Source organism: Ligilactobacillus sp. ESL1201 (genome assembly GCF_058503265.1).
Genome location: NZ_CP196362.1, coordinates 161208 through 185246 on the forward strand (window position 1 = coordinate 161208; position 24039 = coordinate 185246).

At 43.1% G+C, this 24039-nt stretch carries 19 protein-coding genes; 17 read left to right on the forward strand and 2 right to left on the reverse strand.

Features of this window, described 5'->3' with window-relative positions:
- Nucleotides 1-227 precede the first annotated feature (227 nt).
- The 3 genes from ACSYSK_RS00860 to ACSYSK_RS00870 all read left to right on the forward strand — a co-directional run bounded on the left by ACSYSK_RS00860 (nt 228) and on the right by ACSYSK_RS00870 (nt 1597).
- The gene (locus tag ACSYSK_RS00860; RefSeq protein ID WP_491715081.1) at nt 228-977 is read left to right on the forward strand and encodes a pyrroline-5-carboxylate reductase family protein; all 750 of its coding nucleotides are present in this window, start codon (nt 228-230) and stop codon (nt 975-977) included.
- Nucleotides 978-1157: 180 nt separating this feature from the next.
- A complete protein-coding gene (locus ACSYSK_RS00865) occupies nt 1158-1460 on the forward strand; it encodes a hypothetical protein (protein WP_491715082.1) in 303 nt (100 codons plus the stop codon).
- Nucleotides 1457-1597: a hypothetical protein gene (locus ACSYSK_RS00870; protein WP_491715083.1), complete on the forward strand. Its 141-nt coding sequence runs from the start codon at nt 1457-1459 to the stop codon at nt 1595-1597. The genes ACSYSK_RS00865 and ACSYSK_RS00870 overlap by 4 nt, the downstream gene beginning before the upstream one ends.
- A 499-nt stretch (nt 1598-2096) precedes the next feature.
- Here the strand turns inward: ACSYSK_RS00870 and ACSYSK_RS00875 are convergent, their stop codons facing one another.
- The gene (locus ACSYSK_RS00875) at nt 2097-3074 is read right to left on the reverse strand and encodes a GMP reductase (protein ID WP_491715084.1); all 978 of its coding nucleotides are present in this window, start codon (nt 3072-3074) and stop codon (nt 2097-2099) included.
- Between the two features lie 343 nt (nt 3075-3417).
- Between ACSYSK_RS00875 and ahpC the strand changes: the two genes are divergently transcribed.
- The 9 genes from ahpC to ACSYSK_RS00920 all read left to right on the forward strand — a co-directional run bounded on the left by ahpC (nt 3418) and on the right by ACSYSK_RS00920 (nt 8965).
- Entirely contained in the window at nt 3418-3981 is a 564-nt protein-coding gene (gene ahpC, locus ACSYSK_RS00880; RefSeq protein WP_491715085.1) for an alkyl hydroperoxide reductase subunit C, read from the forward strand.
- Complete coding sequence (gene ahpF, locus ACSYSK_RS00885) at nt 3981-5525, forward strand: alkyl hydroperoxide reductase subunit F (protein ID WP_491715086.1); 1545 nt, start codon at nt 3981-3983, stop codon at nt 5523-5525. Before ahpC ends, ahpF begins: the two co-directional genes overlap by 1 nt.
- Nucleotides 5526-5829: 304 nt before the next feature.
- Nucleotides 5830-7035 carry a recombinase RecA gene (gene recA, locus ACSYSK_RS00890; protein ID WP_491715087.1) on the forward strand — a complete coding sequence of 402 codons (1206 nt, stop codon included), beginning with the start codon at nt 5830-5832 and terminating at the stop codon, nt 7033-7035.
- A 114-nt stretch (nt 7036-7149) separates the two neighbouring features.
- Nucleotides 7150-7362, forward strand: coding sequence for a DUF6290 family protein (locus ACSYSK_RS00895; protein ID WP_491715088.1), 213 nt, complete (start codon nt 7150-7152; stop codon nt 7360-7362).
- On the forward strand, nt 7362-7631 hold the full coding sequence (locus ACSYSK_RS00900) for a type II toxin-antitoxin system RelE family toxin (RefSeq protein ID WP_491715089.1): 270 nt from the start codon (nt 7362-7364) through the stop codon (nt 7629-7631). The genes ACSYSK_RS00895 and ACSYSK_RS00900 overlap by 1 nt, the downstream gene beginning before the upstream one ends.
- Nucleotides 7632-7777: 146 nt before the next feature.
- Nucleotides 7778-7990: a hypothetical protein gene (locus ACSYSK_RS00905; protein WP_491715090.1), complete on the forward strand. Its 213-nt coding sequence runs from the start codon at nt 7778-7780 to the stop codon at nt 7988-7990.
- Nucleotides 7983-8408 carry a DUF2335 domain-containing protein gene (locus ACSYSK_RS00910; protein WP_491715091.1) on the forward strand — a complete coding sequence of 142 codons (426 nt, stop codon included), beginning with the start codon at nt 7983-7985 and terminating at the stop codon, nt 8406-8408. Before ACSYSK_RS00905 ends, ACSYSK_RS00910 begins: the two co-directional genes overlap by 8 nt.
- 126 nt (nt 8409-8534) lie before the next feature.
- Complete coding sequence (locus tag ACSYSK_RS00915; RefSeq protein WP_491715092.1) at nt 8535-8720, forward strand: type II toxin-antitoxin system HicB family antitoxin; 186 nt, start codon at nt 8535-8537, stop codon at nt 8718-8720.
- The gene (locus ACSYSK_RS00920; protein ID WP_491715093.1) at nt 8696-8965 is read left to right on the forward strand and encodes a hypothetical protein; all 270 of its coding nucleotides are present in this window, start codon (nt 8696-8698) and stop codon (nt 8963-8965) included. The genes ACSYSK_RS00915 and ACSYSK_RS00920 overlap by 25 nt, the downstream gene beginning before the upstream one ends.
- A 425-nt stretch (nt 8966-9390) precedes the next feature.
- Here ACSYSK_RS00920 and ACSYSK_RS00925 read toward each other — a convergent pair whose 3' ends face one another.
- The gene (locus ACSYSK_RS00925) at nt 9391-11367 is read right to left on the reverse strand and encodes a mucin-binding protein (protein ID WP_491715094.1); all 1977 of its coding nucleotides are present in this window, start codon (nt 11365-11367) and stop codon (nt 9391-9393) included.
- Between the two features lie 535 nt (nt 11368-11902).
- On the opposite strand from ACSYSK_RS00925, the gene ACSYSK_RS00930 reads away from it, so the two are divergent.
- From ACSYSK_RS00930 to ACSYSK_RS00950, 5 genes are all read left to right on the forward strand, one after another.
- Nucleotides 11903-17224, forward strand: a complete 5322-nt coding sequence (locus ACSYSK_RS00930) for a WxL domain-containing protein (protein WP_491715095.1) — start codon at nt 11903-11905, stop codon at nt 17222-17224.
- 213 nt (nt 17225-17437) lie between these two features.
- Nucleotides 17438-17671, forward strand: a complete 234-nt coding sequence (mazE, locus tag ACSYSK_RS00935) for a type II toxin-antitoxin system PemI/MazE family antitoxin (protein ID WP_491715096.1) — start codon at nt 17438-17440, stop codon at nt 17669-17671.
- On the forward strand, nt 17658-18029 hold the full coding sequence (locus ACSYSK_RS00940; protein WP_491715097.1) for a type II toxin-antitoxin system PemK/MazF family toxin: 372 nt from the start codon (nt 17658-17660) through the stop codon (nt 18027-18029). The genes mazE and ACSYSK_RS00940 overlap by 14 nt, the downstream gene beginning before the upstream one ends.
- 29 nt (nt 18030-18058) lie before the next feature.
- Entirely contained in the window at nt 18059-18337 is a 279-nt protein-coding gene (locus ACSYSK_RS00945; protein ID WP_491715098.1) for a type II toxin-antitoxin system RelB/DinJ family antitoxin, read from the forward strand.
- Between the two features lie 544 nt (nt 18338-18881).
- A complete protein-coding gene (locus ACSYSK_RS00950) occupies nt 18882-24005 on the forward strand; it encodes a WxL domain-containing protein (RefSeq protein ID WP_491715099.1) in 5124 nt (1707 codons plus the stop codon).
- Nucleotides 24006-24039: the final 34 nt, after the last annotated feature.

The following is a 24039-nucleotide window of genomic DNA, read 5'->3' on the forward strand; positions in this document are numbered from 1 at the left end:
AAAAGCCGAAAATAAATGCCGATAAATTACAAAAATGGTGCTTTTCGTACATAATTGACACGAAAAAATGCCAAAATTTTGTTAAAATCTTAATGAAGATCAGGAAATGAATTGTCATTCAGTTGTGTTTCTTAGTCTGGTTAATATCCGTCGGTCGAACTCCCCCTAGACCGACGGATATTTTTTTGTGGTATGATAGGCGATAAGAAAATTAATGAGGTGAGCAAATGAAAATCGGATTTATCGGTGCGGGACGGATCAGTACAGCAACGATCAAAGGACTATTGCACGCGGGAGTTGCTTCCAGTGACATTGTTGTTGAGCAAACGAAACATCGAAGTGCGCAACGCTTGGCACAACAGTATCAGTTAACTTTGGCTCCGGATTATCAGGCGCTCAGTGCGTGTGCAGTTGTGATCTTGGCGGTGCCGGGTGCGGCCGTGCAAGAAGTTTTAGCACAACTCAACGGTACCTATGAAGGAATCGTGGTGTCATTTGCTGGCGGAGACCTGCCCCATGAAACTACTGCAGAGATCAGTTTTGCTAAAGCGACTCCTAACATTGCAGTTGAGATCAACGAAGGCGTGATCCCGCTATCATTTATGCAAAACGACCCGGACGTCCAAAAGACGGTAGTAGAATTGTTTGAACGTGTGGGTAAAGTTTACGTCGTGAGTGAGGACAAACAGGGGATCTACGGCACGGTTGGTGGTTGTACCCCGGCCTATTTAGCTGTGATGATGGACGCGCTTAGTGACGCGGCGGTCCTTCATGGGATGCCTCGCGAAGACGCTAATGAAATCATTAAACAGATGGTAGTTGGCACGGCTAAATTAGCACGGCAAGACGAAATGAGTTTTCCGGCGGTCAAAGACTACGTGGCAACGCCGGGGGGCTCGACTATCAGAGGGGTGGCTGCGTTGGAAGAAAATGGTTTTCGGGCAGCGTTACTAAAAGCCATCAACGCGTCGGCTTAATAAGTGGTTAACTACAGACAAGTTATTATTTAAGAATAGAAAAAATGACGGGGGTAGTTATGGTTTTCTTCCGGTCATTTTAATGGTGATTTTTGCTATTATAGCCTGCTATTTACTATTATTTAACTGTAAAATGACAGCAGATAGTTAATAAATGCTAATATAATGAAGGCGATAATAATGGCTACAACACAAATTGGAATTAGGTTGGAAGATCAAGAAAAAAAAGAATTTGAACAAAATGCTAGAGCTATTGGGCTTAGTCCGTCAGCCGCAATTAAAGTGATGATTACTAAGTTTAATCACGATAAGGGGTTTAGTTATCCCATTAACCGTAAAGATTCACTAGATGATTTTCAAAAATTACCAGAGCAAGTTGAAAAAGCTTTAATTATAGCTAAAGCAGAGGAGTATGGTTTGATCGAAGATACTAGCGAAAGGGTGACTGATACTGAAAGCCTGCGCAAAAGGTGGCATGAGTGAAATATCAGGTAAATTTAGAAAAAACATTTATTAAACGGATGAATAATATCCTAAAAGAAGTTGAAATATTGTTGCTTTTTGTAATGCACTTGGGCATTCCATTATATGGAGCGCAAATAGGGTTTGAGACAAAATAAAAATTTTGTCTCAAACCCTATTGTGGTCTAAATAGCTTGTCTTAATTACGCTGCTAAGCAAAGCCCAAGTTCGGCTTTACTTCCCAGCTAGGTTAGTGCTCACCTGCTAATCGCTTGGTTGCGCAGCTTGTTTTAATTGCGCTCCAGCTGGCAGCCGCTTACGTTTAACTACGCTAAAAAGCAAAGCCAAGTCCAGGCTTTATTTTCCAGCTAGGTTAATCCTCGGCGACTAAGCGCCAGTTTCCGCAGCTTGTCTAATTGCGCTCCGCAAAGCAACAGTTTTGATCTAGCTACGTCCAACGAAAAGTCAAGTTCAGACTTTTTCGTTGGCCTAGGCTAGCTCGCAACTGTTATGCGCTTTGCTTCGCAGCTTGTTTTAATTGCGCTCAGCAAGCCAGCAGTCTAGGGTCCTAAGCACCCGGCAAAACAAATCCAAGTGCAGGCTTTATTCCGCCGTGTCCTTAGTCCACGACTGCTAACCGGCTTGCCTCGCAGCTTGTTACATCATATCTCCGTTATAGATCGAATTTTTAACTACTACATAATCAACCTTGCGTAAAGCGTTCAGTCGTTTGCCACCCGCATACGATATCGCCGACTGCAAGTCTTCGTGCATTTCTTTTAAAGTACTTTGAATACTGCCGCGATATGGCACCAACAGTTTTTTACCTTCAACGTTTTTGTATTCGCCCTTTTGGTATTGCGAAGCCGAGCCGAAGTAAGTCTTGTACTTCTCGCCATCCTTGGTGATGATCTCTCCTGGCGTTTCATCGTGTCCGGCAAATAACGAACCGATCATGACCATCGAAGCTCCGAAACGGACCGACTTAGCGATGTCACCGTTGTTTCTGATCCCCCCGTCTGCGATGATTGGCTTGCTAGCAGCCTTAGCACATCCGCGAACGGCGGCTAACTGCCAGCCGCCGGTCCCGAAGCCGGTCTTTAGTTTGGTGATGCAGGCTTTTCCCGGTCCGATCCCAACTTTAGTGGCATCCGCACCGGCGTTTTCGAGTTCCCTGACACCTTCGGGGGTGCCGACGTTTCCGGCAATTACGAAAGTTCCGGGGAGGTTTTTCTTGATATAACGGATCATGCTAATAACCGTATCGGCATGACCGTGCGCGATGTCGATCGTGATATATTCTGGGTAAAAGTCCAGTAAAGCTAACTGGTCGATCAGTTCGTATTCTTCTTTTTTAACTCCGACGGAAATCGAAGAAAATAGTCCCATCGAATGCATTTTTTTGACAAATGGGAGGCGATTTTGCGGTTCGAAACGGTGCATAATATAGAAGTAACCGTTTTGCGCCAACCAAATTGCTAGTTTTTCGTCGATGATCGTTTGCATGTTAGCGGGCACGACCGGGATCTTAAAGGTCATTGGCCCAAACTCAACTCTGGTGTCTATTTCGGAACGACTCTTGACAATACATTTATTAGGAACAAGCTGAATATCTTCATAATCAAATACTGGCATATTAATTCCTCACATTCTGATTACTCATTGACTATTAATGTTCGTTTTTCTTGCAACTAGCAACACACAAACACCGAAATTTTACTCGTTTAACCGGAAAAAGTCAAATAAATTAATAAATAGCCGGAGGTAATGTATGCTTGATGATCTGCGGCACGGCGAAGTCGACTTACTAAAAAAATGTTTCACACAACCTATTTTGCTAAAAACGCAGATGACGTCGGCTTTCGTGAACGATAATTAATTTAAACTAACTTCTGTGTAACTATTATTTAGCTGTTTTTGGGTTTATTTTATAAAAATTCTAATGTATAATTAAATTAAAGTGAAAGGATGATGTTAGATGTCATTAGTTGGAAAAAAGATCGAGGATTTCTCTGCTCAAGCATATCATCAAGGAAAATTTATCACAGTTACTCAGGCTGATTTATTAGGTCACTGGAGCGTAGTAATGTTTTACCCAGCTGACTTTTCATTTGTGTGTCCGACGGAATTGCAGGACTTACAAGACCAGTACGCCGCTTTAAAGAAATTGGGCGTGGAGGTCTACTCCGTTTCAGAAGATACTCATTACGTACACAAGGCTTGGCACGATGATTCAGACGCCGTAGGGACGATCGAATACCCGATGATCGGCGACCCGTCGCACCAGTTAGCCCGGATGTTTGATGTTTTTGACGAAGAAGCCGGCTTGGCTCAACGTGGAACTTTCATCTTGGACAAAGAAGGCGTAGTGCAATCCTTAGAAATCAATGCCGATGGGATCGGCCGCAACGCTAGCGAATATATCGACCGGATCAAAGCGGGTCAGTATGTGGCTGCGCACCCGGGCGAAGTTTGTCCTGCTAAATGGAAAGAAGGAGAAGAAACGTTAACTCCGGGTTTAGATTTGGTAGGTAAGATCTAATGGCAGCACTGACAGCAGAATTAAAACAACAATTAAAAGCGTATTTCAAACTCCTAGACGAGCCGGTCGTTTTCACTTTGTGTGCGACCAATGACGACCACGGTCAACAAGTGACGGACTTTTTAACGGAAGTCACCGCGTTATCGGCTAAGTTATCGTTACAAAAAGGTCAGTTGGACCGGACGCCGAGTTTTGCGATCGACGCGCTCAACCAACCCGCAAGTGGGATCCAGTTTGCAGGGGTACCGTTAGGACACGAATTTGCTTCCTTTGTCTTAGCGATCTTGCAGGTTTCGGGTCACGCACCTAAGATCACGACGGAACAAAAAGTGCAGATTGAAAGTATCGACCAAGACCTCCACTTCGAGACGTTTGCCAGTTTGAGTTGTCATAACTGCCCCGACGTCGTACAGGCGCTCAACATCATGAGTGTGCTAAATCCGCACGTCAGCCACACGATGGTCGAAGGCGGGATGTACCAAGATGAAGCCACCGCGAAAAACGTGTTGGCCGTACCGACGGTCTTTTTGAACGGGAAAGAATGGCACACGGGCCGGGCAACCTTAGCGGAATTACTCGCTAAAGCTACCGACCAAAAGGCACAACAAGTCAGTGATGATATCCAAAATAAACTGTTCGACGTTTTAGTGATCGGCGGTGGCCCGGCTGCGAGTTCCGCTGCGTTGTACGCCGCACGTAAAGGTTTGGCAACGGCGGTCGTGTGCGACCATTTTGGCGGCCAGCCGCTAGAAACTGCCGGAGTCGAGAATATTTTGGGAACTGATCAGATCCAAGGCGAACAGTTCATGCAAAATGCGCAGGCTCAACTGACTAAATATCGGGTACAGGTGATTGAAAGTCAAGTTGCCAGTCAAATCAGTTCTGCCGCTGAAGTGACTGTTACTTTGGAAGCGGGCGGCACGTTGCGTGCTAAAACGGCAATCATTGCGACCGGCGCTCACTGGCGTAAGATCGGTGCTCCGGGTGAAGATCAGTTGCAAAATAAGGGTGTTGCTTATTGTCCACACTGCGACGGCCCGCTGTATCAAGGCAAACGAGTAGCAGTCGTTGGCGGGGGCAACTCCGGGATCGAAGCTGCGATCGACCTCGCAGGGATCGCTAGTCACGTAACTGTTTTAGAATTTGGCGATACGATCAATGCCGACGCGGTCTTACAAGAAAAGGCCCGCAGTTTGAATAACGTTGAGTTGTTTACCAACGCCCAGACTCAAGAGATCTTAGGCACGGAACACGTGACGGGACTCAAGTACTTAGACAGAAAGACTCAGGAAGAACATCAACTCGATTTGGACGGTGTGTTTGTCCAGATCGGTCTGTTGCCTAACACGCAGTGGCTAAAAGACAGTGTTGAGTTGAACAAGCGCCAAGAAATAGTAACAGATGAAATGCAAAAAACCAATCTGCCTCACGTTTATGCAGCTGGCGATTGTACCGCTAGCCCGTATAAGCAGATCATGATCGCCAGTGGCACGGGTGCTACGGCGGCGTTGAGTGCCTTTGGTGAGTTGGCGCGCCGAGTTTAATTTAGTAAATTCGTTTTAAAACACCAGTCCGGCGATAAAAGGGCTGGTGTTTTTCGTATGTATTAAAGAAGGGTTCATAATTGCGGCTGGGCAGCTTGTTTAATTGCGCTCCAAGCGGCAACAGTCTGTGTCTAGCTACGGTCAACAACAAGTCTCAAACCGACTTATTGCTGACCTAGGCTAGTCCTCGACTGTTAAGCGCCGCTTTCCGCAGCTTTCTTGTTTCACAGCTTGTCTTTTGATAGTGTATAATGTTATAGACTGCTAATAATAGTAAATAATGGCTCATGTAGGGGGATTTAAAATGGCTAAAAAAGTAACCAAAAAAAATGAAAATCTAAGTCGCGAAGAGTCCTTAGAAAAAGCCTTGAAAAAAATTAATAAAGATTTCGGTTCCGGTGCGATCATGAAAATGGGTGACAAGCCCAACCTTGACATCGATTCCTATTCTACCGGGATCATCTCACTCGACGTCGCTTTAGGTATCGGTGGACTACCACGTGGCCGGATCGTTGAGATCTATGGCCCTGAAAGTTCCGGTAAGTCAACGATCGCGATGCAAGTGGTCGCTCAGGTGCAAAAACGCGGGGGCACCGCCGCTTATATCGATGCCGAAAACGCGATGGATCCCGTTTACGCTCAGGCTTTAGGCGTGGATACTAACGAATTATTTTTATCGCAGCCTGACACCGGTGAACAAGGGTTACAGATCGTGGACACGCTGGTCAATAGTAGTGCGGTCGAAGTGATCGTGATCGACTCGGTGGCCGCTTTGGTTCCGCAAAAAGAAATTGACGGCGAGATCGGCGATAGTACCGTTGGCTTGCAGGCACGGTTGATGTCGCAGGCGCTGCGTAAATTGGCCGGAGCTGCGCATAAAAATAACACGCTACTGATCTTTATTAATCAGCTGCGTGAAAAAGTCGGCGTGATGTTCGGCAGTCCCGAAACGACGCCGGGCGGGCGTGCCTTGAAATTTTACGCGTCGGTGCGTTTAGACGTGCGGCGTAAAGGAAAAGTCAAGGATGGCTCGGAGATCATCGGCAGTGAAGTCAATATCAAGGTCACTAAAAATAAGGTGGCGCCGCCATTTAAATTCGCGCACACGGTGATGAGTTTTGGCCATGGAATTCGTAAAAATGCCGATTTGATCGCGATGACGACCGAGAAGGACGCGATTTTTGACGATGTGATCAAAAAGAGTGGCTCGTGGTATTCTTACCAGGGTGAAAGGCTGGGGCAAGGTGTCAGCAACGCCGAAAAATACCTGGATGAACACCCGGACTTGTCGTTGAAGATCGAAAATCAGGTGCGCGAAGAGGCCGGCATGCCACCGCGTACGGAAGAGCCGCAAAAAGAAGACAAGGATGCTAAGCAAGATAAAGACCAAAAGGCAGATTCGAGTAAGAAAAAGGGTAAAAAAGAAACCAAAGAAGAGCAGCTGGACTTAGATACTAAGCCGCAAGATGAGGAACCTAAAGAAGAGTACGGGACTCAGCGACTACTGTAAAATGATTCAGTTGTGGTAATAACAAGTGTTGATAAAAATAGACAGACGGAAATATTTAGTAGCCCATTTCCGTTGATGTTGCAGTATTGATAACAATTAAAAGGGGACGATAGTGTGACAACTACCACAATTCATATACCAGAAGAACAGTATCAAGAAGTTCAGTCTTTGGCGGCCCTCGAAGGGCTCAGTGTTTCTGATTTTATGAGTAAAACAATTCTGGAACGAGTTGCAGATGCTAAAGACTACCATGAAGGCATCCAGGTATTGCGGGAACACAACAAGCGCATTTCTAGGGAGGACGTTTTACGAGAGGTCTTTGACTAGTGTATACTTGGAAGTTCGATGATAAGGCATTTAAAAGATTTAAAAAGCTTGACAAAACTGTTCAAAAAAGGCTAGTTAAATGGTTAGATGAACACATCGAAGGAACACAAAATCCCCGTAAATGGGGTAAAGCATTGGTAGGAGACAAGAAAACTTTGTGGCGTTATCGCGTTGGGGCCTTTCGCCTAATCGTCGATATTATTGATAACGAATTCGTCGTTTTAATCATTAAAGCCGCCAAACGTAACGATGTTTATCAGCAAAAGTAAAGAAAGTTTTTTCCTGATTTTAAAATTCTATACGAACAAGTGTTGATGATAAATTGACGCTTGTTTTTGAATATGAATTCGGATACAAAAGATTGTTAATAATGATTTTTATTGATAAAATAAATTGGAAGGGATGGAGGTGCTATATGAATATTATTTTTACGGCTTTAATTCGACCATTGATCAACATTGTTTACAGTTGGAATAATATTTTACACGGTAAAATTACATCGGTTGCAGATTTTAATAGTTACGTTGATTACCAAGATTATTCCACAGATTACCGTAATATTAACAATGATTTTCGGTTAATTGGCAAGGATATTCAGGCTTCCGCGCGGGATTTTATTGATGGATAAAAATTCTGATGATGATTTAGCAGAAATCAACAAACAATTGACTAACCTAAATGTTTCCGAAACCGAAAAGGAAAAAATTTTAATGGAAATTAAAAGAACGGAAATATTTAGTGGCCCACTTCCTAGCTCTAGTGAGTTAAAGGAGTATGACAAAGTGGTCCCAGGATCGGCTGAAAAAATAATTGATAGCGGTTTGGAAGAGTCTAATAGCAGACGAAAATTTAATCATAAAAATTTAGATGGTGCCATTGCTCAGAATAAACGGCGGGATTGGATGGCGTTTATTATTGGGATCATTGCTATCATAGGGGGATTTTGGTTAATATATAAAAATCATTATCTGGCTGGTAGTATTTTTGCTGGTGGTCCTATTGTTAGTTTAGTAGGATTATTTTTGGGCTCGTCTAGGAAAAAATAAGTTGATATAAATAATGAAAAATGCTTCTATACGAACAAGTGTTGATGATAAATTGACGCTTGTTTTTTGGATAAAAATCAAGATATAGCGGGAATTGGCCTTTTTTATTTAAAGGAGGAATAGTTAATGGCAACGCAACAAAAAATATTACTAGCATACCCCGCAGTTTTTACTCCAGAAGGAAATGGCGGCTATTTAATTGATTTTCCAGATATTCAAGGGCTTATACTGGATATTCAAGGGCTTATACTGGTATTAATAACGATGATGTTGCCTACGGAATTGAGATGGCTGAAGAAGTATTGGGGGTAGTTTTGGCTGATTACATTGAAAATAACGATCAGTTTTCAGCTCCGACTCCGTTGAATAAAGTGAAATGTACGGATGGAGCGTTTGTGACCTTGGTAAAGACTGATGTAGCCAAGTATTTAAAAAATGATCTTCTAGTAAAAAAGACTTTGTTCATTCCACAGTGGGCAGATGAAAAAGCTAAGAAACAGAAATTAAATTTTTCCGCGCTGCTGACGAGAGCTATTTTAAATGAAACTAATCGATAGCTTAAAGTGGATTTACAGGAAGAGGAACTTAAATTTTTGGGAATTTTACCTGATGATGCGACAATTTATACGGATGAAAACAAGTTACGACAAGCACTGGATGAAAAACTAGGTTAATGCATGAAGTATAAAATTTCATTTTCAACCAAGTTTTGGAAAAGTCCGCAGCTGCTAAAAGATAAATATACGAATGATGAGTATGGTGAAATTATTACTGAGATCAGGGAATCTATTATGATCTTAGCTTATGATGGTGTTTTGCCTCCAGAATACCACGATCATATTTGTTGAAGTGGTAGATCATAACGAACTAAATAGAAGAAGTTGAAGTTTTATCTTAAGAAATGACGGTAATAAAAACCCCTGAAGCTTAGAATTCGAGCTTCAGGGTTTTGTGTATAAAGTTATATCTGATATTGCTAGGGTTAATTTTGTTGGTAAAAGACATCGACAACCTGATCGTCGTCGTTAATAGTGACAGTTTGTTCTGCGACCATGTCTTGGCTGGCGGTGTACCCGCTTAGCTGCGGTACCATGACTGCGTCCCAAGTATCGGTGTGCCACGTGCCGAAAACCTTAGCACCGGTGGCTAAGTCCCAATAAACCGTGCGTTGCAGGAGTGCGACTTGGTCTTGGCTCTTGATCTTGCCGCTCGGATAATGAAAGTTGATCGTCCGGGTGATCGACTTAGTCTCAAAACTGGTACGGACTTGATGACCGACTGCGACTTGTACAACTTGGTTACCGGAGCCGTCAATGGTCACCGTCGGATCGGGCTGATCGATGGCTTCGTAGCCGGCAGGTGCGTGGTAATTAAGGTGTAAAACGTCGCCGACGTAGCCGTTCACTTGTTGCGTGCCGACAACCTGATCGCCATCCATGTATTGGATCGTGACCATTTGTTCAACGGGCGTATAGAAAATGTCAACTGTTTGATCCTGCGTGTCCGCCGTGATTGCTTGAGCAGGGACGGAACTTTGGCTAGCTTGATAGCCGGCAAATTCCGGAACGTCATAAGCATCCCAGTTGGCTGGTGACCATTCGCCGTAAGTCACGGTGCCATTGTCATTATTGGTAACATCACGTTGGATCGTGGCGGTCTGTAATTCGGTTTTGACCTGGCCGTCCGGCAGATAAACGTTGATGGAACGGGTCACGGATTTACGCTGAACCGTGTTGGTGACGATCGGCGTGCTGTCCCACTCGTAGGTGGTAGTTTCGGGACGACTAGTCATAGCCATTAATTCTTCAGGAGTATACTTTTTACCCTTATTGACACCGTCCATTGCAACCCAATGTTCTGAGGCTACCATTCGATCGGTACCAGGAATTTTAGTGCCGGTAGATGGTATATAAAAGAAGCCATCCACATAGCCGGATGGAATTGAATTAAATAGGGTATGAGATCCTAGAATAATCTTACGGATATTTCCGGTATAATGGAACATATCAGTATCTATATAATTAATATGAGTGGTGTCAAAGCTACTTAAATTTACGGTGGTCAAAGAAAAACATTCCGCAAACATCAGTGACATTCCTCCGACATTGCTGCCAGTATTAATATTAGAGAAATCAAAGCTACTTAAATCCAATTCTTTTAAATTTTGAGATGAAGCGAACATGTACATCATATTAGTTACTTTAGAAGTGTTAAAATTGTGTAAATCAAGGTTAGTTAAGTTGTTAGAACCGGCAAACATACCATACATATTTGTAACATTAGAGGTATCAAGATTATCTAAACCTTGAATACTTTTTAGATTGCCTAAAGAAAATAACCCACTTGAATCTTCATTGGCAATAACGCCTTTATCGATTGTAATTTTAGTTGGTGCTGGCGTATCCGTATCATAAAGTGCACTTTCAGCTCCGCCAACTCCCAATGTTCCCGCGTGAAAATGCAGATCATAGTCGTCACCTTCATGAATGAATTCCCATTTGCTTGTTCCCCACGTGCCGCTGGCAATCACTTCGTTATCCTGCGGCTGCGGTGTGGGAGTGGGTGTTGGCGCCGGAGTATATGTAGGTGGTGTCTGCTCACCTGAGGCAGTATTTGTTGTAGTCGTACTATCATTATTCTGTGCATTTGCAGTGTCTCCCGTCACGTCTGCAGGTTGATTTGCTGCGGCGTTATTTGTATTACCGTCGTTTCCGTCATTTGTTTCTGCAACCTGCTCGTTTCCCACATCAGCCGTATTATCTTGCTCAGCTGTTCTCAGCGAGTTAGTGTTATCATTCGTCGCTTGTGTCTGCTCAGCTTGCGTCGCCGTGACCTTCACGTTGGTGCTAGGTTGTCCGCTAGTTTCATCGGCGTGCACGGTTTGTTGTGCCAGTGCCATGCCACAGACTACACCTAACAGTGTCGCTGCCGTTGTAAAACCTCGATGTTTCTTGTTCAAAGTTGATTCCCCCTAGATTATTGTGAGTTGAGTAACAATGTTTCGTGGCCATTTTAAAACACAAAACTAATTAATTCAAATTAATCAACGATGATTTTGCTATTTGATAAAAATCAATTAGAAAAGTACATATTTAAAATTAACTAGATGTTTCTATACCTTAAATCAAATCCATAAATAACTATCATTGCTTTTGTTAACTATGGCTAATTTTATTGTTTACGTGATTAAATAATTTTTTATTGTTGTAAAAAATATTTAAATAATGAGAAAAATATCATTTGGTAGTGTTGAAGATTAGCGACATTAATGCTATCTTAACAGTGTAATATGCTGGCATGAGTGTACCTATTTTCACCAGAATCAAATCTTATTTGATAATAGCGAAAAAATACCTGTCAGTGATGGCAGTTTTTTTATGAAATTAACTAATGTTTAAAGAGATGACAGTACAGGGGCGGTTAAATGTTGATCGGTTTTATTTTAGGAGGAGAAATATGTTTATCAGCAATGAAATTAGTCGAGGTGACCTGTAATGAAAAATAAATTAGGACGCAAGTTAGGAGTAATTACGACGGTCTGTGCCGCGTGCTTGCTGTTTGCCGCGGGCAGTGTTTCGAGCCAAGCCGATGCTAATAAGGCGGCTAGTTCGAGTCAGTCAAGCAGCAGTGTAGTTAATCAGAAAAATGCGGTGCGGCAAAGAACGGCTCCGGCTAACCCGCTGGATTCGCCACCGCCGATTGCGGCTAAGGGAAACCCCGATGTTGATACGACGTCGGCTCAACAAAGTCTGAGTACTTTTAATGGGGATATGATGCGTGGTGCAGGTGGAGTTACCTATGCTCCTAATGCGGGAGAAATGGATACTAGTGTTGGCACCCCCGGACATAAGGATGGGGATGTGGTTGCTAATAATCAGGGGGGCTATACTGCTTATGTTGGCACCTATGATCATTTCATTAACGCCGTATATCAGTGCGATGAAGCTGTTGCTGATTGGAATAGTAAGTATCCCCATGACAAAAAAAACAACGTAACGTTAGACTTAGGTAAGCAATATCCTACTGACAAAAATCCTGTTTATGACGGTACTAAGTATAGTGCTCCTGAAAAAAAAGACGAGAATACTCCAAATATTGGTAAAACCGGTCAGCATTCAAAAATAAATCGGATCGTCCTGACTGCTGATATTAAGCAAACTGCTGATGATTTGGTGATGACTCAGGCTGATGGTAACGGTCACGGGGATGTAAGCCCCTTGTGGGAGTATGATAATGAGAAAGCTTTTATTAGAGACGTGATGCTAGTCACTCATCAGAATAACGAATTAACAATTGACGGGCGCTATACCCAACCGGGCAGCAGTGAAGAAAAAAGACACGTTTTAAACATGGGTGCCCTGACCATCAACGACTATCAAACCGACCATTGGACTGTGGTCGGAGTAGAGTTATGGAGCACTAACTGGTATGGCGCTCCAGTAGGAATATCTGACGCTGGTACAGCCACTAATTTGCGAGTGGACTACCAAGACATTAATTATTTTGGTTCACAGATACTTTATACTAAGCCTGACAACCATGCGACTGCTAATTTCTATGGCGAAAATAATATTCATGGGGTGCCGTATGTTATCTATCCCGATCACGTGGATGGTAAATATCCTAATCCTCAACATGGCCATAGCAGCTATCCTTACGCGGGCCAGCCGTTTGATATGCACTGGACGTGGGGAACCGGTCAGACCGATGCCACTCAAGGCTGGGGGAATACACTTGGTTACGGGCAAGAATTGATGGAAGTTGGCGACGTTAACTTCAACTCTGGTTCGGTTAACAAGATGGAGAACTTTTGTGGCGACTGTTTGAATTTGTTTGGTAATGCCAATTTTGCAGACAATTCTACCACGGTATTACGACCACACGGTGATCAGTCTGAAATTTGGCATCCGCATAACAATGATGACCGGACGGCGATTGGCATAGATTTAAATAATGAAGGTACAGCTAGTGCTAAACCCCAGCTGACCATGGGCAGTAATACCCATCTGACTATTTTGGATGATACTGATCCGGTTACCTTAAATGATCATATTGATACGACACTAACCGCTAACCCAGTATCGGGACAACCGGGTCAGTGGGCTGATTTTGAAGTTAACAACACCGAAGGTCCTAAGCAGGGGCAGGCAGCTAATTTTGATTTTATCCCCCGGGATAGTAGCGGTACTCTGGAAACCAATAAATTTGCGATTCAGCCCGAATGGACCAATGATGACAATAAGATCACTAGCAGTAATATTCACGCTAGTAAGAATGGTAATAATTTTTATTCGCTTGGTAGTAATAGTAATAAGTGGTATGGCATTAACCGGATATCTTATCATGACTGGACGTTGGTGCGCCCAAGCATGGCGCTATATGCCGTTAATGGCTCCACGTTCCAATTCAGAACGGGTATCAACGGTAAGCCTTCCCATAATTCGTTTGCTAAGTTTGAAAGCAAGGGCGGACCGATCAACAATAATAATTCATTAGTCAGTTTTGGTAGTAGTTCTGGTGAGGTGGCTAGTGCTTACTTAGGTGATAATAATTTTGAGGTTCACGCTCAGGACTTAGGAGATTATGCCGGTAACCTGATGGATATGGGTGGTAACGGTATAATTGAAGTGGGTAAGGAAATGAACGCTGCTAAAGATGATATGGCAAGTGGTATCAATAAGAAAAAAGATAACCGGGAGGGTGTCTTCCGCATTTCCGGTGACGGTACTAACCCGGCTAAGTCTTTACTGCATATTTCTGGTAACTACACTACCAATTTCCAGACTGATGATAAGGCAGCTACAACAACGACTTTACCGAACATTATTTTGAATAATTCTAAGTTAGTTGAGCTGAACTTAACTAAGAAGGCCGCTATTAGTCAGTATAATAATCCGGCTGATTTTGGTAACGACCCGGCAGAAGCGCAAAATTATAGTGTCTCAGGGCCTCAGGGAATAGATGATGAGATTACTGCTGCTAACACGCCTGATGGGAATGGGAGAGGTAATCCTTATGCTCAAGGGCATATCGTTTCTGGTACTGCTGGCGGTGTGCGGGGAATCAAAATCGGGATCAACGCCGAAGGATTCGGTGCTAAGCCTTCTGGTGAAAGTAAGTGGGGGAAAAATGGTGCTGGTACTGAAGATACTAAGAAAAAGATTGCGGTTGGTCGTTTCAACGGTGACGGACACTCGGATGCGGTTAAGTTAGTGGATATTGGTTTTACTCAGTACGGGACGATTTACACGACGCATACTAACCTGCATACTTCGCACGAAGGAATTCAAGAGATCGTTGGTCAGATCGTTAAGATGGTGCCGAATCCAACCGACGGTACTGGTGGGACGGGTTCAGAGGACTCTACACGTAACGCGATCGAATTCAAGCACCTGACTTTTGAAGGGAATCAGTCTGGGTCAGTAAAATTAGATAATGATTCTAGCGATGACACGGTTCGTGACATTACCCCACTGAATCCGATGTTAAAGGGTAAGCTTGTAGATAGTAATTCCCAGGGTGTCACGGATCACAGTTCAGTAGTTGACCTGTCGGCTGATACCGGAGATCCTACTAAGGACAAAAAAATTAAAAAGGCTATTAATACTATTCCCGCGGTGGATAGCACGGAAAACAAGGTGCCGGTCAATGGTGTCAAGGGTGGTTTTCCGACCATGTATGCGTTGGTCCACAGACTTAATAATGCAATGTTAATTAACAATACAGTAGATTCTGTCTTAGGTGGTAGGGGGACTCCGCTGATGTATAACGGTTTTCATCATGATACTGACCCTACTGGGGGCGGTTTGATTTATGATTTCGTTCCCTTTAAACCAGGTAATGTTTTCATTGATTCGTTGACGCCTGCTGACTTACCGGGAGCGCCTAATTTGAGCAAGTATCACGGTACCGATAGTGCGGGAAACAGGGTTGGAGTTGATACCACCACGACTAGTTATTTCTATCCCGAAAATATTCCGGGACATAAAACTTACTATGACCGTGTTAACGATGATGCGAGCGCTCCTGCTGGTTCCTTTAACAGGGATCTTAAAAATGAATTGTATCTTTTCGCCGATACGAGTGGTGGCGCCAATAAGGTCAACGTAACGGGTTATCATGATTTCTTAGATACCCAACCCGTTTCCGTTAACGTACGTCCGTTTGGGATGCAATGGCGTCCTAGTGGTAACGAAACAGATAAGTATGATCGTGACGGCACTTCGAACAGGGAAATCCCATTTACGCTCCCGACGATCGACTTTGCCGATGGCGCTTATGCTGATCCTGACGCCGATAGGGCTCATACGCAGGCAACGTTGTACGTTAAAAAAGACGGAGGTACTCCGAAGAAATTAACTACCTTCAGTACCGGTAATACGGGGAATCTGCGGCACATCAATATGCCCGGTAATGCTAACTCCGTGGCAAACGACGTGGCGTTAACTGATGAATTGGTTAATCAGGGTGGTACGCATAACTACGAGATATATGCTAAAGATTACTTCGGTAATGTTTCGAACTCGATTTACCTAAAATTAGATATTAAGTATACTGGCGGTTATACTAGTGATATTCATTTGATGCCATTAAAGGATGGAACAACACCGGGTAACGATTGGAAGAGTGATTCGGTTTATCCCGGGAAGTATCAGATAGTAGAGGAATTCACCGACGGGGCAACCGGCAATAACACCGATGAGAGCTTCACCTATGCTCGTGGTAAGATCGGCAAGAAGAGTGCCGGTACGATCAGCGAAAATGAAGATCTGGCCAAATATCAGGAGATTGACCCAACGTGGAATACGAGTTACAAAATCGAGTTATTCGATGCTAACCACAATCCGCTGGGACGACCAGTGAATACAGCCGACGGGGGGGGTACTTACACGCCGGGTAACTTTGGCCTAAGTGGCAATCTTAATGCCGATGGTCACGCTAATTTCTCAGGCGTTAAGTATGTCGATGTTGTAGGTTACGTTGATTTGTACCCGGGTCCGGATACTGCTACTAAGTTAAACGCCGATGATATCACGATTGGTCATGGTGATTTGAAAATCACGGATAGTGGGAATCAAGAATTTAATGGTAGCGGTACTGATCGTACGTTACACCGGCGCTTGATTACCAACCCGGATACTTCCGCAACTAACCATAATGCTGGAATGCCGTTTATCCCGAGCGACGCTAACTCGCTATTAGGTAACGCTAGCGGCAATAATACCGATCATAAAATTAACTTAGACGGTGCGATGCATTTCGATTACGCTTCACCGTTTGATTTCGAAAAACCTACTCTAAGCATGTTGTCCCAGAAGATGTACGCTCCGATGCAGTCGGGGCAAACGATCTTAGGCGATGACCATACACTATCGTCTACGAATGGTTATCTGGGAGGAAAAACTAGTCAACATCAGGTAAAAGCACCGAACTTCGTGCAGTTCTCCGATGATAGCGGAATAGCTAAGACGTGGAAGCTAGAAGTGACGCAAAACAGTCAATTTAAAGAAGTCGCTGGCGTTCGCGAACTGAGCGGTGCCCAGTTGCAGCTGCATAATGAAGATGCTAACTCGTCAGGCGATGGTCCTGGTAGTCAGTTTAATGTCGATAGTGGGACAGAACATGATTTAAATATAGGCGAGGCCGCTGCATTAGGAGAGCTTACTTCCGATGGCTCTGGTACGTGGCAGGTTTACTTCGGTAAGTTAGGCAATAGTACTAATAAAGCCGTTGAACTCAATGTTCCCGGTGGAGTTGGCGCTACTCATCATAAGTTTGAAGCCGAGATGACGTGGACGTTGTCGAATACGCCTTAAGTCGTCAGTGAATTAAGAGAGTTGGGACAAAAAGCGCTTCGAGCACTAGCCTAGTCTCAAAGTAAAACCTAGACTGCTGGCTTGACGAACGCGATTAAGGCTATTGCTTACGAAAAATAAAAAAGGGACTGGGACAAAACGGAGTTGTCCCAGTCCCTTTTTTGCTTTATTAAGTAATTACAATTATAATTACAGTAAAAGGGAGTGCTGCTGATGACAGTTAAGGTTAGAAAGCAGGGAAATTCACTAATGATCACAGTTCCTGCTAAATTTAAAATTAAAGAAAATGCGGAGTATCAACCGATTTTAAGTGATAATGGGGTAATTTCGTTTGTCCCCGTACACCATAATATGTTTGCTGCGGATTATGATTTTAAAGCGGCGTTAGCGGAAATGAATTTGGCAGATAACGGGAATTTGTTAGGGAAAGAAGATGTGTGGGATTAATAATAAGCAGGCCCCACAACAGGGAGATTTGATTTGGATCGATGCCGAACCGCATGCTGGTCATGAATACGGTGGGCATAGCCCGAAGAATATTAGACGGCCGATGTTAGTAATTAGTTCAGATTTATATAACCAAAAAACGGGAATGGTCGTTGGCTTTCCGATTACATCCAAAGTGCCACGGCATTTTCCTGCCAGTCTGAAAATTACGAATGATAAGATTCACGGTTATGCTATTTTTAGTAATCTCTTAGGGTATGATTATGCTGCACATAATGGCAAAATAGTGGCACACTTAGATGACGCTGCGAAATTACAAGCACTTAATGCGCTTCGTGATATATTTGGCATTTACTAAAATATTACCATGTATATGAGGTGAAAATAATGATAGATACTGAAAAAAAGAAAGTTTCAATTTCTGTTAAAACTAGCGCTGCAGATAAGAAACGAGCTGCAGAATTATTTGATAGTCTAGGCCTTAATTTGTCCACTGCAATTAATATTTTTATTAAAAAAAGTATTGCCGAAGGAGGGCTGCCATTTAGGGTAGCAGATCCTTTTTATAGCAGAAGCAATCAAAAAGAGCTTGAGCGTCGTTTCAAAAAGGTAGCTAGTAATCAGGGTGTTCATTCTCATCAGCTACTGGAAAACGAGGAGCAATAAATGCAATCAGTTGAGTTTTAGCTGAAGTGTGAGACGAGTATGTAGCTCGTAAAAATCACTATTGATAAGATAACAAAAGCCCGGGGCAAAATATTTTGCCTCGGGTCTTTTTGAGATGACTGTAATTTTAATTCTAATTCTATTTTTGCTGATAGCAGTTTGGGAGTAATTATGACTGTTTATTTTTTATTATATTTTGTTTACCTAGTTAATAAATAAAGTTAACTTTAGTATCTATTTTTATTCATTAATTATGTTAATTTAATATTAGGATAGTTGAACATTAAATTTATTAATGTTATTGTAACAGTGTTAATGGACTAAAAATGTCTCAATTAATTACAATCGCAGAGAATTTTATTTATTAAAGTCAGAGTTAGGGCGCATGTTACCGCCTTAACTACTTTGTCGTATCTGCACTTATCAAGTTAACTGGGGATTAAAGGACGCTGGCTGCTACGGATTTGTTGGGGAAGTTGCTCAGTGATTATTTTTGGAGGAGAAATATGTTAATCAGCAATAGGATCAGACGAGGTGACTTGTAATGAAAACGAAGTTAGGACGTAAATTAGGTGTGATTGCCACGGTCGGTGCTGCGTGCCTGTTATTTGTTGCGGGCAGCGTTTCGAGTCAAGCCGACGCTAATAAGAGGAGTGACTTGGTTACAAGTTCGAGTAAGCTGAGTAGCAGTGCGTCCAGTAAGAAAAATGAAATTCGGCCTAGGACGGCTCCCACTAATCCGTTGGATTCACCACCGCCAATTGAAGCTAAAGAAAATCCACGGATTACTACAGAAAATTCTGTATCAAGACTTTTAAAGGGCGGTGGTAGCCTAAATGCAGATGGAGTGGAGCAGGCTCCAGGTATAGGCGAAGTAGATGCTAATATTGGCTCTGCTGGACATAAAGATGGTGATATGACTTGGGATACAGGTATTGATGGATATGTTGCTTATGTCGGAAGCTATGATCATTTTATTAATGCAATTTATCAGTCAGATCAAGCGGTACAAAATTGGAACACTGCAAATCCTGGTGATCATAAAAATAATATAACATTGCCATTAGGATCAACTAATGATAATGATAAAGCTTCGGGAAATACCGGATCTATTGGGAAGGAAGGCCAGTCTTCTAGTGTTAAAAAGATTGTTTTGACTAATGATATTAAAACAACAGATATTAATGAGGTCATGACAGGACTTGGAAAATATGGAAATGGTCATGGTGATACAGGACCAATGTGGTATCCCGGAGGAGAAAGTCCCTTTGCACGCTATCAAATGATGATTACTCATAGAGATAATAGTTTAGTGATTGATGGTCGATATCAAGATGACGGTGGAAAAGTGCAAAAGCATATTTTGAATATGGGTGCTTTAACTGTTAATGATTATAATGTAGGTGATAAATGGACAGTGGTTGGATTGAAAATATGGGGTACTAATTGGTATGGGGCTCCTGTTGGAATATCTGATTCTAGTGTAAATACAGGGTTAGCCCTTACGTATCAAGATGTAGATTATTGGGGCCCACAGTTTATTTATACCAAGCCTGATAATAATGCTGTTGTTAATTTTTATGGTGAAAATAATATTCACGGTGTTCCTTATATTATCTATGATGATACTGCGTTGAGTAATAAAGATTATGGTTCGGGACAGCCATTTGATATGCATTGGACTTGGGGTACTGGTGAAACTGATATGACACAGGGATTTACAGGTGCAGGAATTTATGGACAAGAGTTAATGGAAGTTGGTGATTGTAACTTTAGAGTAGGATCGACTACCAGTTTGGAAAATTGGGATGGTGACTGTCTGAAATTATTTGGTAATGTTAATTTTGAAGATAATGCCACCGCATTAATTCGTGCACATGGAGATCAGTCTGAGGCTTACCAGGCTCATAGTCCGGGATATGTGTCAGATGGAATTTGTATGGGTGTAAAAAATGCTGAAATTAACGTAGGCAGTAATACACATGTTACGGTTTTGTCTGATACAGATCCGGTTACATTAAATGATAAAATTAAGCTTGACTATGGTGCCAACCCTGCTTCGGGTAAACCTAGTGAGTGGGTGAATTATGAAGGAAATAATACCACTGGTGCACATAAGGGAGAACCTGCTAATTTTGATTTTATTCCTAGGGGTGGAGACGATGGCACAGGTTTTCAAAGGGATAAGTTTGCAATTCAGCCGGAATGGCAGGGAAACATGAGGGACAATGGCTGGTGGACTAATCAATATACAGCTAATACAACAAATTATGTCTGTAAGGATTGGGGACTGATACGACCAACTGTTGGCTTATATGCTGCTGGTGGAGCTACCTTGAATGTAAAGAAAGATAGTAATGGTAAATCATCACATAAGTCAACTTTTAAAATTGAAAGTAAAGGTGGAGGGATAGATGGAAATCAACCTTTAGTTGATATTGATGATGCTGAAGCTTATTTAGGTGATAATAATTTTGAGGTTCATGCTCAAGATTTAGGCGACTATAGTGGCAATTTAATGGACTTAGGTTCAAAAGGGCTGATTGAAGTCGGTAAAGACATGAATACCGCTAAGGACGATATGGCAGATACAGATAACGGAGAGCAAATTGATAAAACAGCAGATAACCGGGAGGGGGTCTTCCGGATTTCTGGTGACGGTACTAACCCAGCTAAGAGTTTGCTGCATATCGCGGGGACGTATGCTACTAAGTTTAACGGGGATGATGTGGCAGCTACGACTAGTAGTTTACCCAATATTATTCTGGATAACTGTAAGTTGGTTGAGCTGAATTTGACTAAGAATGCAGATATTAGTCAGTATAATAATCCCGCCGATTTTGGTAACGATCCGGCGCAAGCACAAAATTATAGTAGTCCAGGACCTCAAGATGTAGATGATGAGATTGCTGCCGCCAATACACCAGATACGCCTACCGATGGTTCGAACGATCCGTACGCACAGGGCAGTATCGTTTCTGGTACTGCAGGTGGTGTGCGTGGTATTAGAATTGGGATCAACGCCGAAGGTTTTGGTGCTAAGCCTACTACTGATTCTTCTGGTGGTTGGGGAGTGGATCGAGAAGATAAAACGAAGCCAGTTGCTGTCGGCAGATTCCCTAAACCTGATGGAACTTCTGACGGGCATCCGGATACAGTTAAGTTAGTAGATATTGGTTTTACCACTAACGGGACGATTTACACTACCCATACTAATCTGCATACGGCACACGAAGGAATTCAGGAAATCGTTGGGCAGATCATTAAGATGGTGCCTAATCCAACTGCTGATGTTTTAGGTTCCAGTAATGAAAATTCTACTCGTAACGCGATCGAGTTTAAGCACATGACCTTCGAGGGCAATCATCCCGGCACTTTGAAGTTAGACCAAAACCAAGAAGACGTTACGCCGTTGAATCCACAATTAAAGGGACAGATTTATGATGAAGATGAAAATGGCGGAGTAACGGATCACAGTTCCATAGTTGATGTTTCTGGCGATAATCCAGGGAGCACCGATCCTATTAAGGAAGGCGTCAATAAGATTCCTGCCATCGATCCCAATGAAAATCAAAAGTACGGAAGTATCGGTGTGGGGGTACCCAACAAGGGTTTTCCGGTAATGTATGCGTTAGTCAATCGGCTGGCGGGAAAGCTGATTATGAATAATGTAACTAATGACGGGACGCCGCTGATGTATAACGGGTTTCAACAGGAGGTAAAAAAAGACGGAACCGGTGGTGGTTTACTGTATGACTTTGTTCCGTTCCAACCGGGAAGGCTTTATATAGACGTTTCTCAGAATAAATTACCTGGGGCACCAGATTTAAGCAAGTATCATGATGACGATGGATACGGTGTCGATACCACGACTACTAGTTACTTCTATCCCGAAGATATTCCGGGACACAGTACTTATTTTGACCGGGTCAACGACGGCGACGACGGTCAGGGTGCTTTCAAGAAAAATTTGAGTAATAGCGATCTAACTCTCTTTAGCGATCCCGATGGTGGAGTCAATCATGCGATAATAACTGGTTACCACGACTACCTAGATACTAATTCTGTGTCGGTCCCAGTGCGGCCGTTTGGGTTACAGTGGAATGTATCTTCTTCAGATAGTGACGATCAGAAGTATAATCATGCAGATACTTCGAAGCGTGAGCAAAATTACCTCTTGCCCCAAATCGAAGTGGCAGATGCTGCATTTGACAGAACTAATCGTAACATGAAGGCCACTTTGTACGTCAAAAGGGATGGTGGATCTGCCCATAAGTTAACGGACTTTAACTTAGTTGGTAGTGGGCGCCACCACATTAATGGCGGTAATACACCGGTTGCGACCAACGTGGCATTAACCAAAGACCTAGTCGATCGCGGTGGCAAACATAGTTACGAGATCTACGCTAGGGATACGCAGGGCAACGTTTCTAATTCGATTACCCTCGACCTGGACTTAAGTTACGGGCCAGGATATCATGGTGAATTCAATTTGTACACTAGTGATGATACGGTTGAGTGGCAAAAAGACACTGTTTATCCTGGAACTTATCAGGTGCATGAGCGCTACATCAACTCCGATGTGCCTACTACTGATCAAGGTTACACGTATATTCGTGGTAAGATCGGTAAGAAAAATAGCGCCGGAAGTATCATTGCTAATAGCAAACTCGCTAAGTATAACGATGTGTACACAGTGAAGTTGTTTGATGCTAACGGTCGCCAAGTTGGCAATACGGTCACGGGACAAACTAGTGAGAAAAAATATTGTCCGCAAAACTTTGGACTCGCCGACTTCTCCCAGGTCAAAGAAATCGATTTTGATAGTTCGGTCACGTTATATAACGGAACTGGAATGGACGGTAGTCAGCTGCTGACAGACGATATTGCGGTTGGTACGGGTTCTCTAAAAATCACTAATAGTGGTGGTCAAGAGTCTCCTAAGGCGACAACGGCTGGAGATTTGGAACTAAAACGGCGTTTGATTATCAACCCCGATAGTTCAAAAGGAAACGGTAATGCGGACCAGCCGTTTATTCCTGGCGATGCGAATTCGTTGTTAGGCGGTAATGATAATAGCGATGATCATAAGATACAAGCGGACGGCAGGATGCAGTTCGATTATGTTTCTCCGTTTGACTTTAAGAAAAATGCACTATTAGGAGCGTTGTCGCAGAAGCTTTATGTGCCAATGGAAAAAGGGAACACTCTGACTGCTACTGGGGATTTGACGGGGACTAACGCGCAAGGCAAGGACGTTAAGTCACCGAACTTCGTACAGTTTTCTGATGATAGCGGGCAGGCCAAGAATTGGACGCTATCAGTGAAGCAAGACGAGCAGTTCAAAGAGGTTGCTGGGACGCGTTACCTGCACGGTGCGCGGATCAAGTTGCACAATGAAGGAGCTAACTCTTCTGGTGGAACCTTTGATATCGCAAGACTAGAATCTGAGGTGCTGCCATCAGATGAAGATAGGACTGTTCTAGGTAATGTTGATTCGAGTGGCTCCGGAACTTGGCAGGTTTACTTCGGTAAGTTAGGTAAGAATACTGCACGTGGTGTAGAACTTGATATTCCTGGTGGCGTTGGTGCGATGAAAAAGTCGTTTGCGACGGAGTTGACGTGGACGTTAGGAAATGAAGTTGCCAACGGCGTTACTGAGAATTAGGAAAATGATGTGAACAATAGAAACGAGCTTAGGA

Coding starts and splice junctions, on each gene's coding strand:
- ACSYSK_RS00875 (WP_491715084.1), bottom strand. CDS start 3,074: ATGCCAGTATTTGATTATGAAGATATTCAGCTTGTTCCTAATAAATGT.
- recA (WP_491715087.1), top strand. CDS start 5,830: ATGGCTAAAAAAGTAACCAAAAAAAATGAAAATCTAAGTCGCGAAGAG.
- ACSYSK_RS00950 (WP_491715099.1), top strand. CDS start 18,882: ATGAAAACGAAGTTAGGACGTAAATTAGGTGTGATTGCCACGGTCGGT.
- ACSYSK_RS00860 (WP_491715081.1), top strand. CDS start 228: ATGAAAATCGGATTTATCGGTGCGGGACGGATCAGTACAGCAACGATC.
- ACSYSK_RS00865 (WP_491715082.1), top strand. CDS start 1,158: ATGGCTACAACACAAATTGGAATTAGGTTGGAAGATCAAGAAAAAAAA.
- ahpF (WP_491715086.1), top strand. CDS start 3,981: ATGGCAGCACTGACAGCAGAATTAAAACAACAATTAAAAGCGTATTTC.
- ACSYSK_RS00945 (WP_491715098.1), top strand. CDS start 18,059: ATGATAGATACTGAAAAAAAGAAAGTTTCAATTTCTGTTAAAACTAGC.
- ahpC (WP_491715085.1), top strand. CDS start 3,418: ATGTCATTAGTTGGAAAAAAGATCGAGGATTTCTCTGCTCAAGCATAT.
- mazE (WP_491715096.1), top strand. CDS start 17,438: ATGACAGTTAAGGTTAGAAAGCAGGGAAATTCACTAATGATCACAGTT.
- ACSYSK_RS00930 (WP_491715095.1), top strand. CDS start 11,903: ATGAAAAATAAATTAGGACGCAAGTTAGGAGTAATTACGACGGTCTGT.
- ACSYSK_RS00915 (WP_491715092.1), top strand. CDS start 8,535: ATGGCAACGCAACAAAAAATATTACTAGCATACCCCGCAGTTTTTACT.
- ACSYSK_RS00910 (WP_491715091.1), top strand. CDS start 7,983: ATGGATAAAAATTCTGATGATGATTTAGCAGAAATCAACAAACAATTG.
- ACSYSK_RS00920 (WP_491715093.1), top strand. CDS start 8,696: ATGGCTGAAGAAGTATTGGGGGTAGTTTTGGCTGATTACATTGAAAAT.
- ACSYSK_RS00905 (WP_491715090.1), top strand. CDS start 7,778: ATGAATATTATTTTTACGGCTTTAATTCGACCATTGATCAACATTGTT.
- ACSYSK_RS00940 (WP_491715097.1), top strand. CDS start 17,658: ATGTGTGGGATTAATAATAAGCAGGCCCCACAACAGGGAGATTTGATT.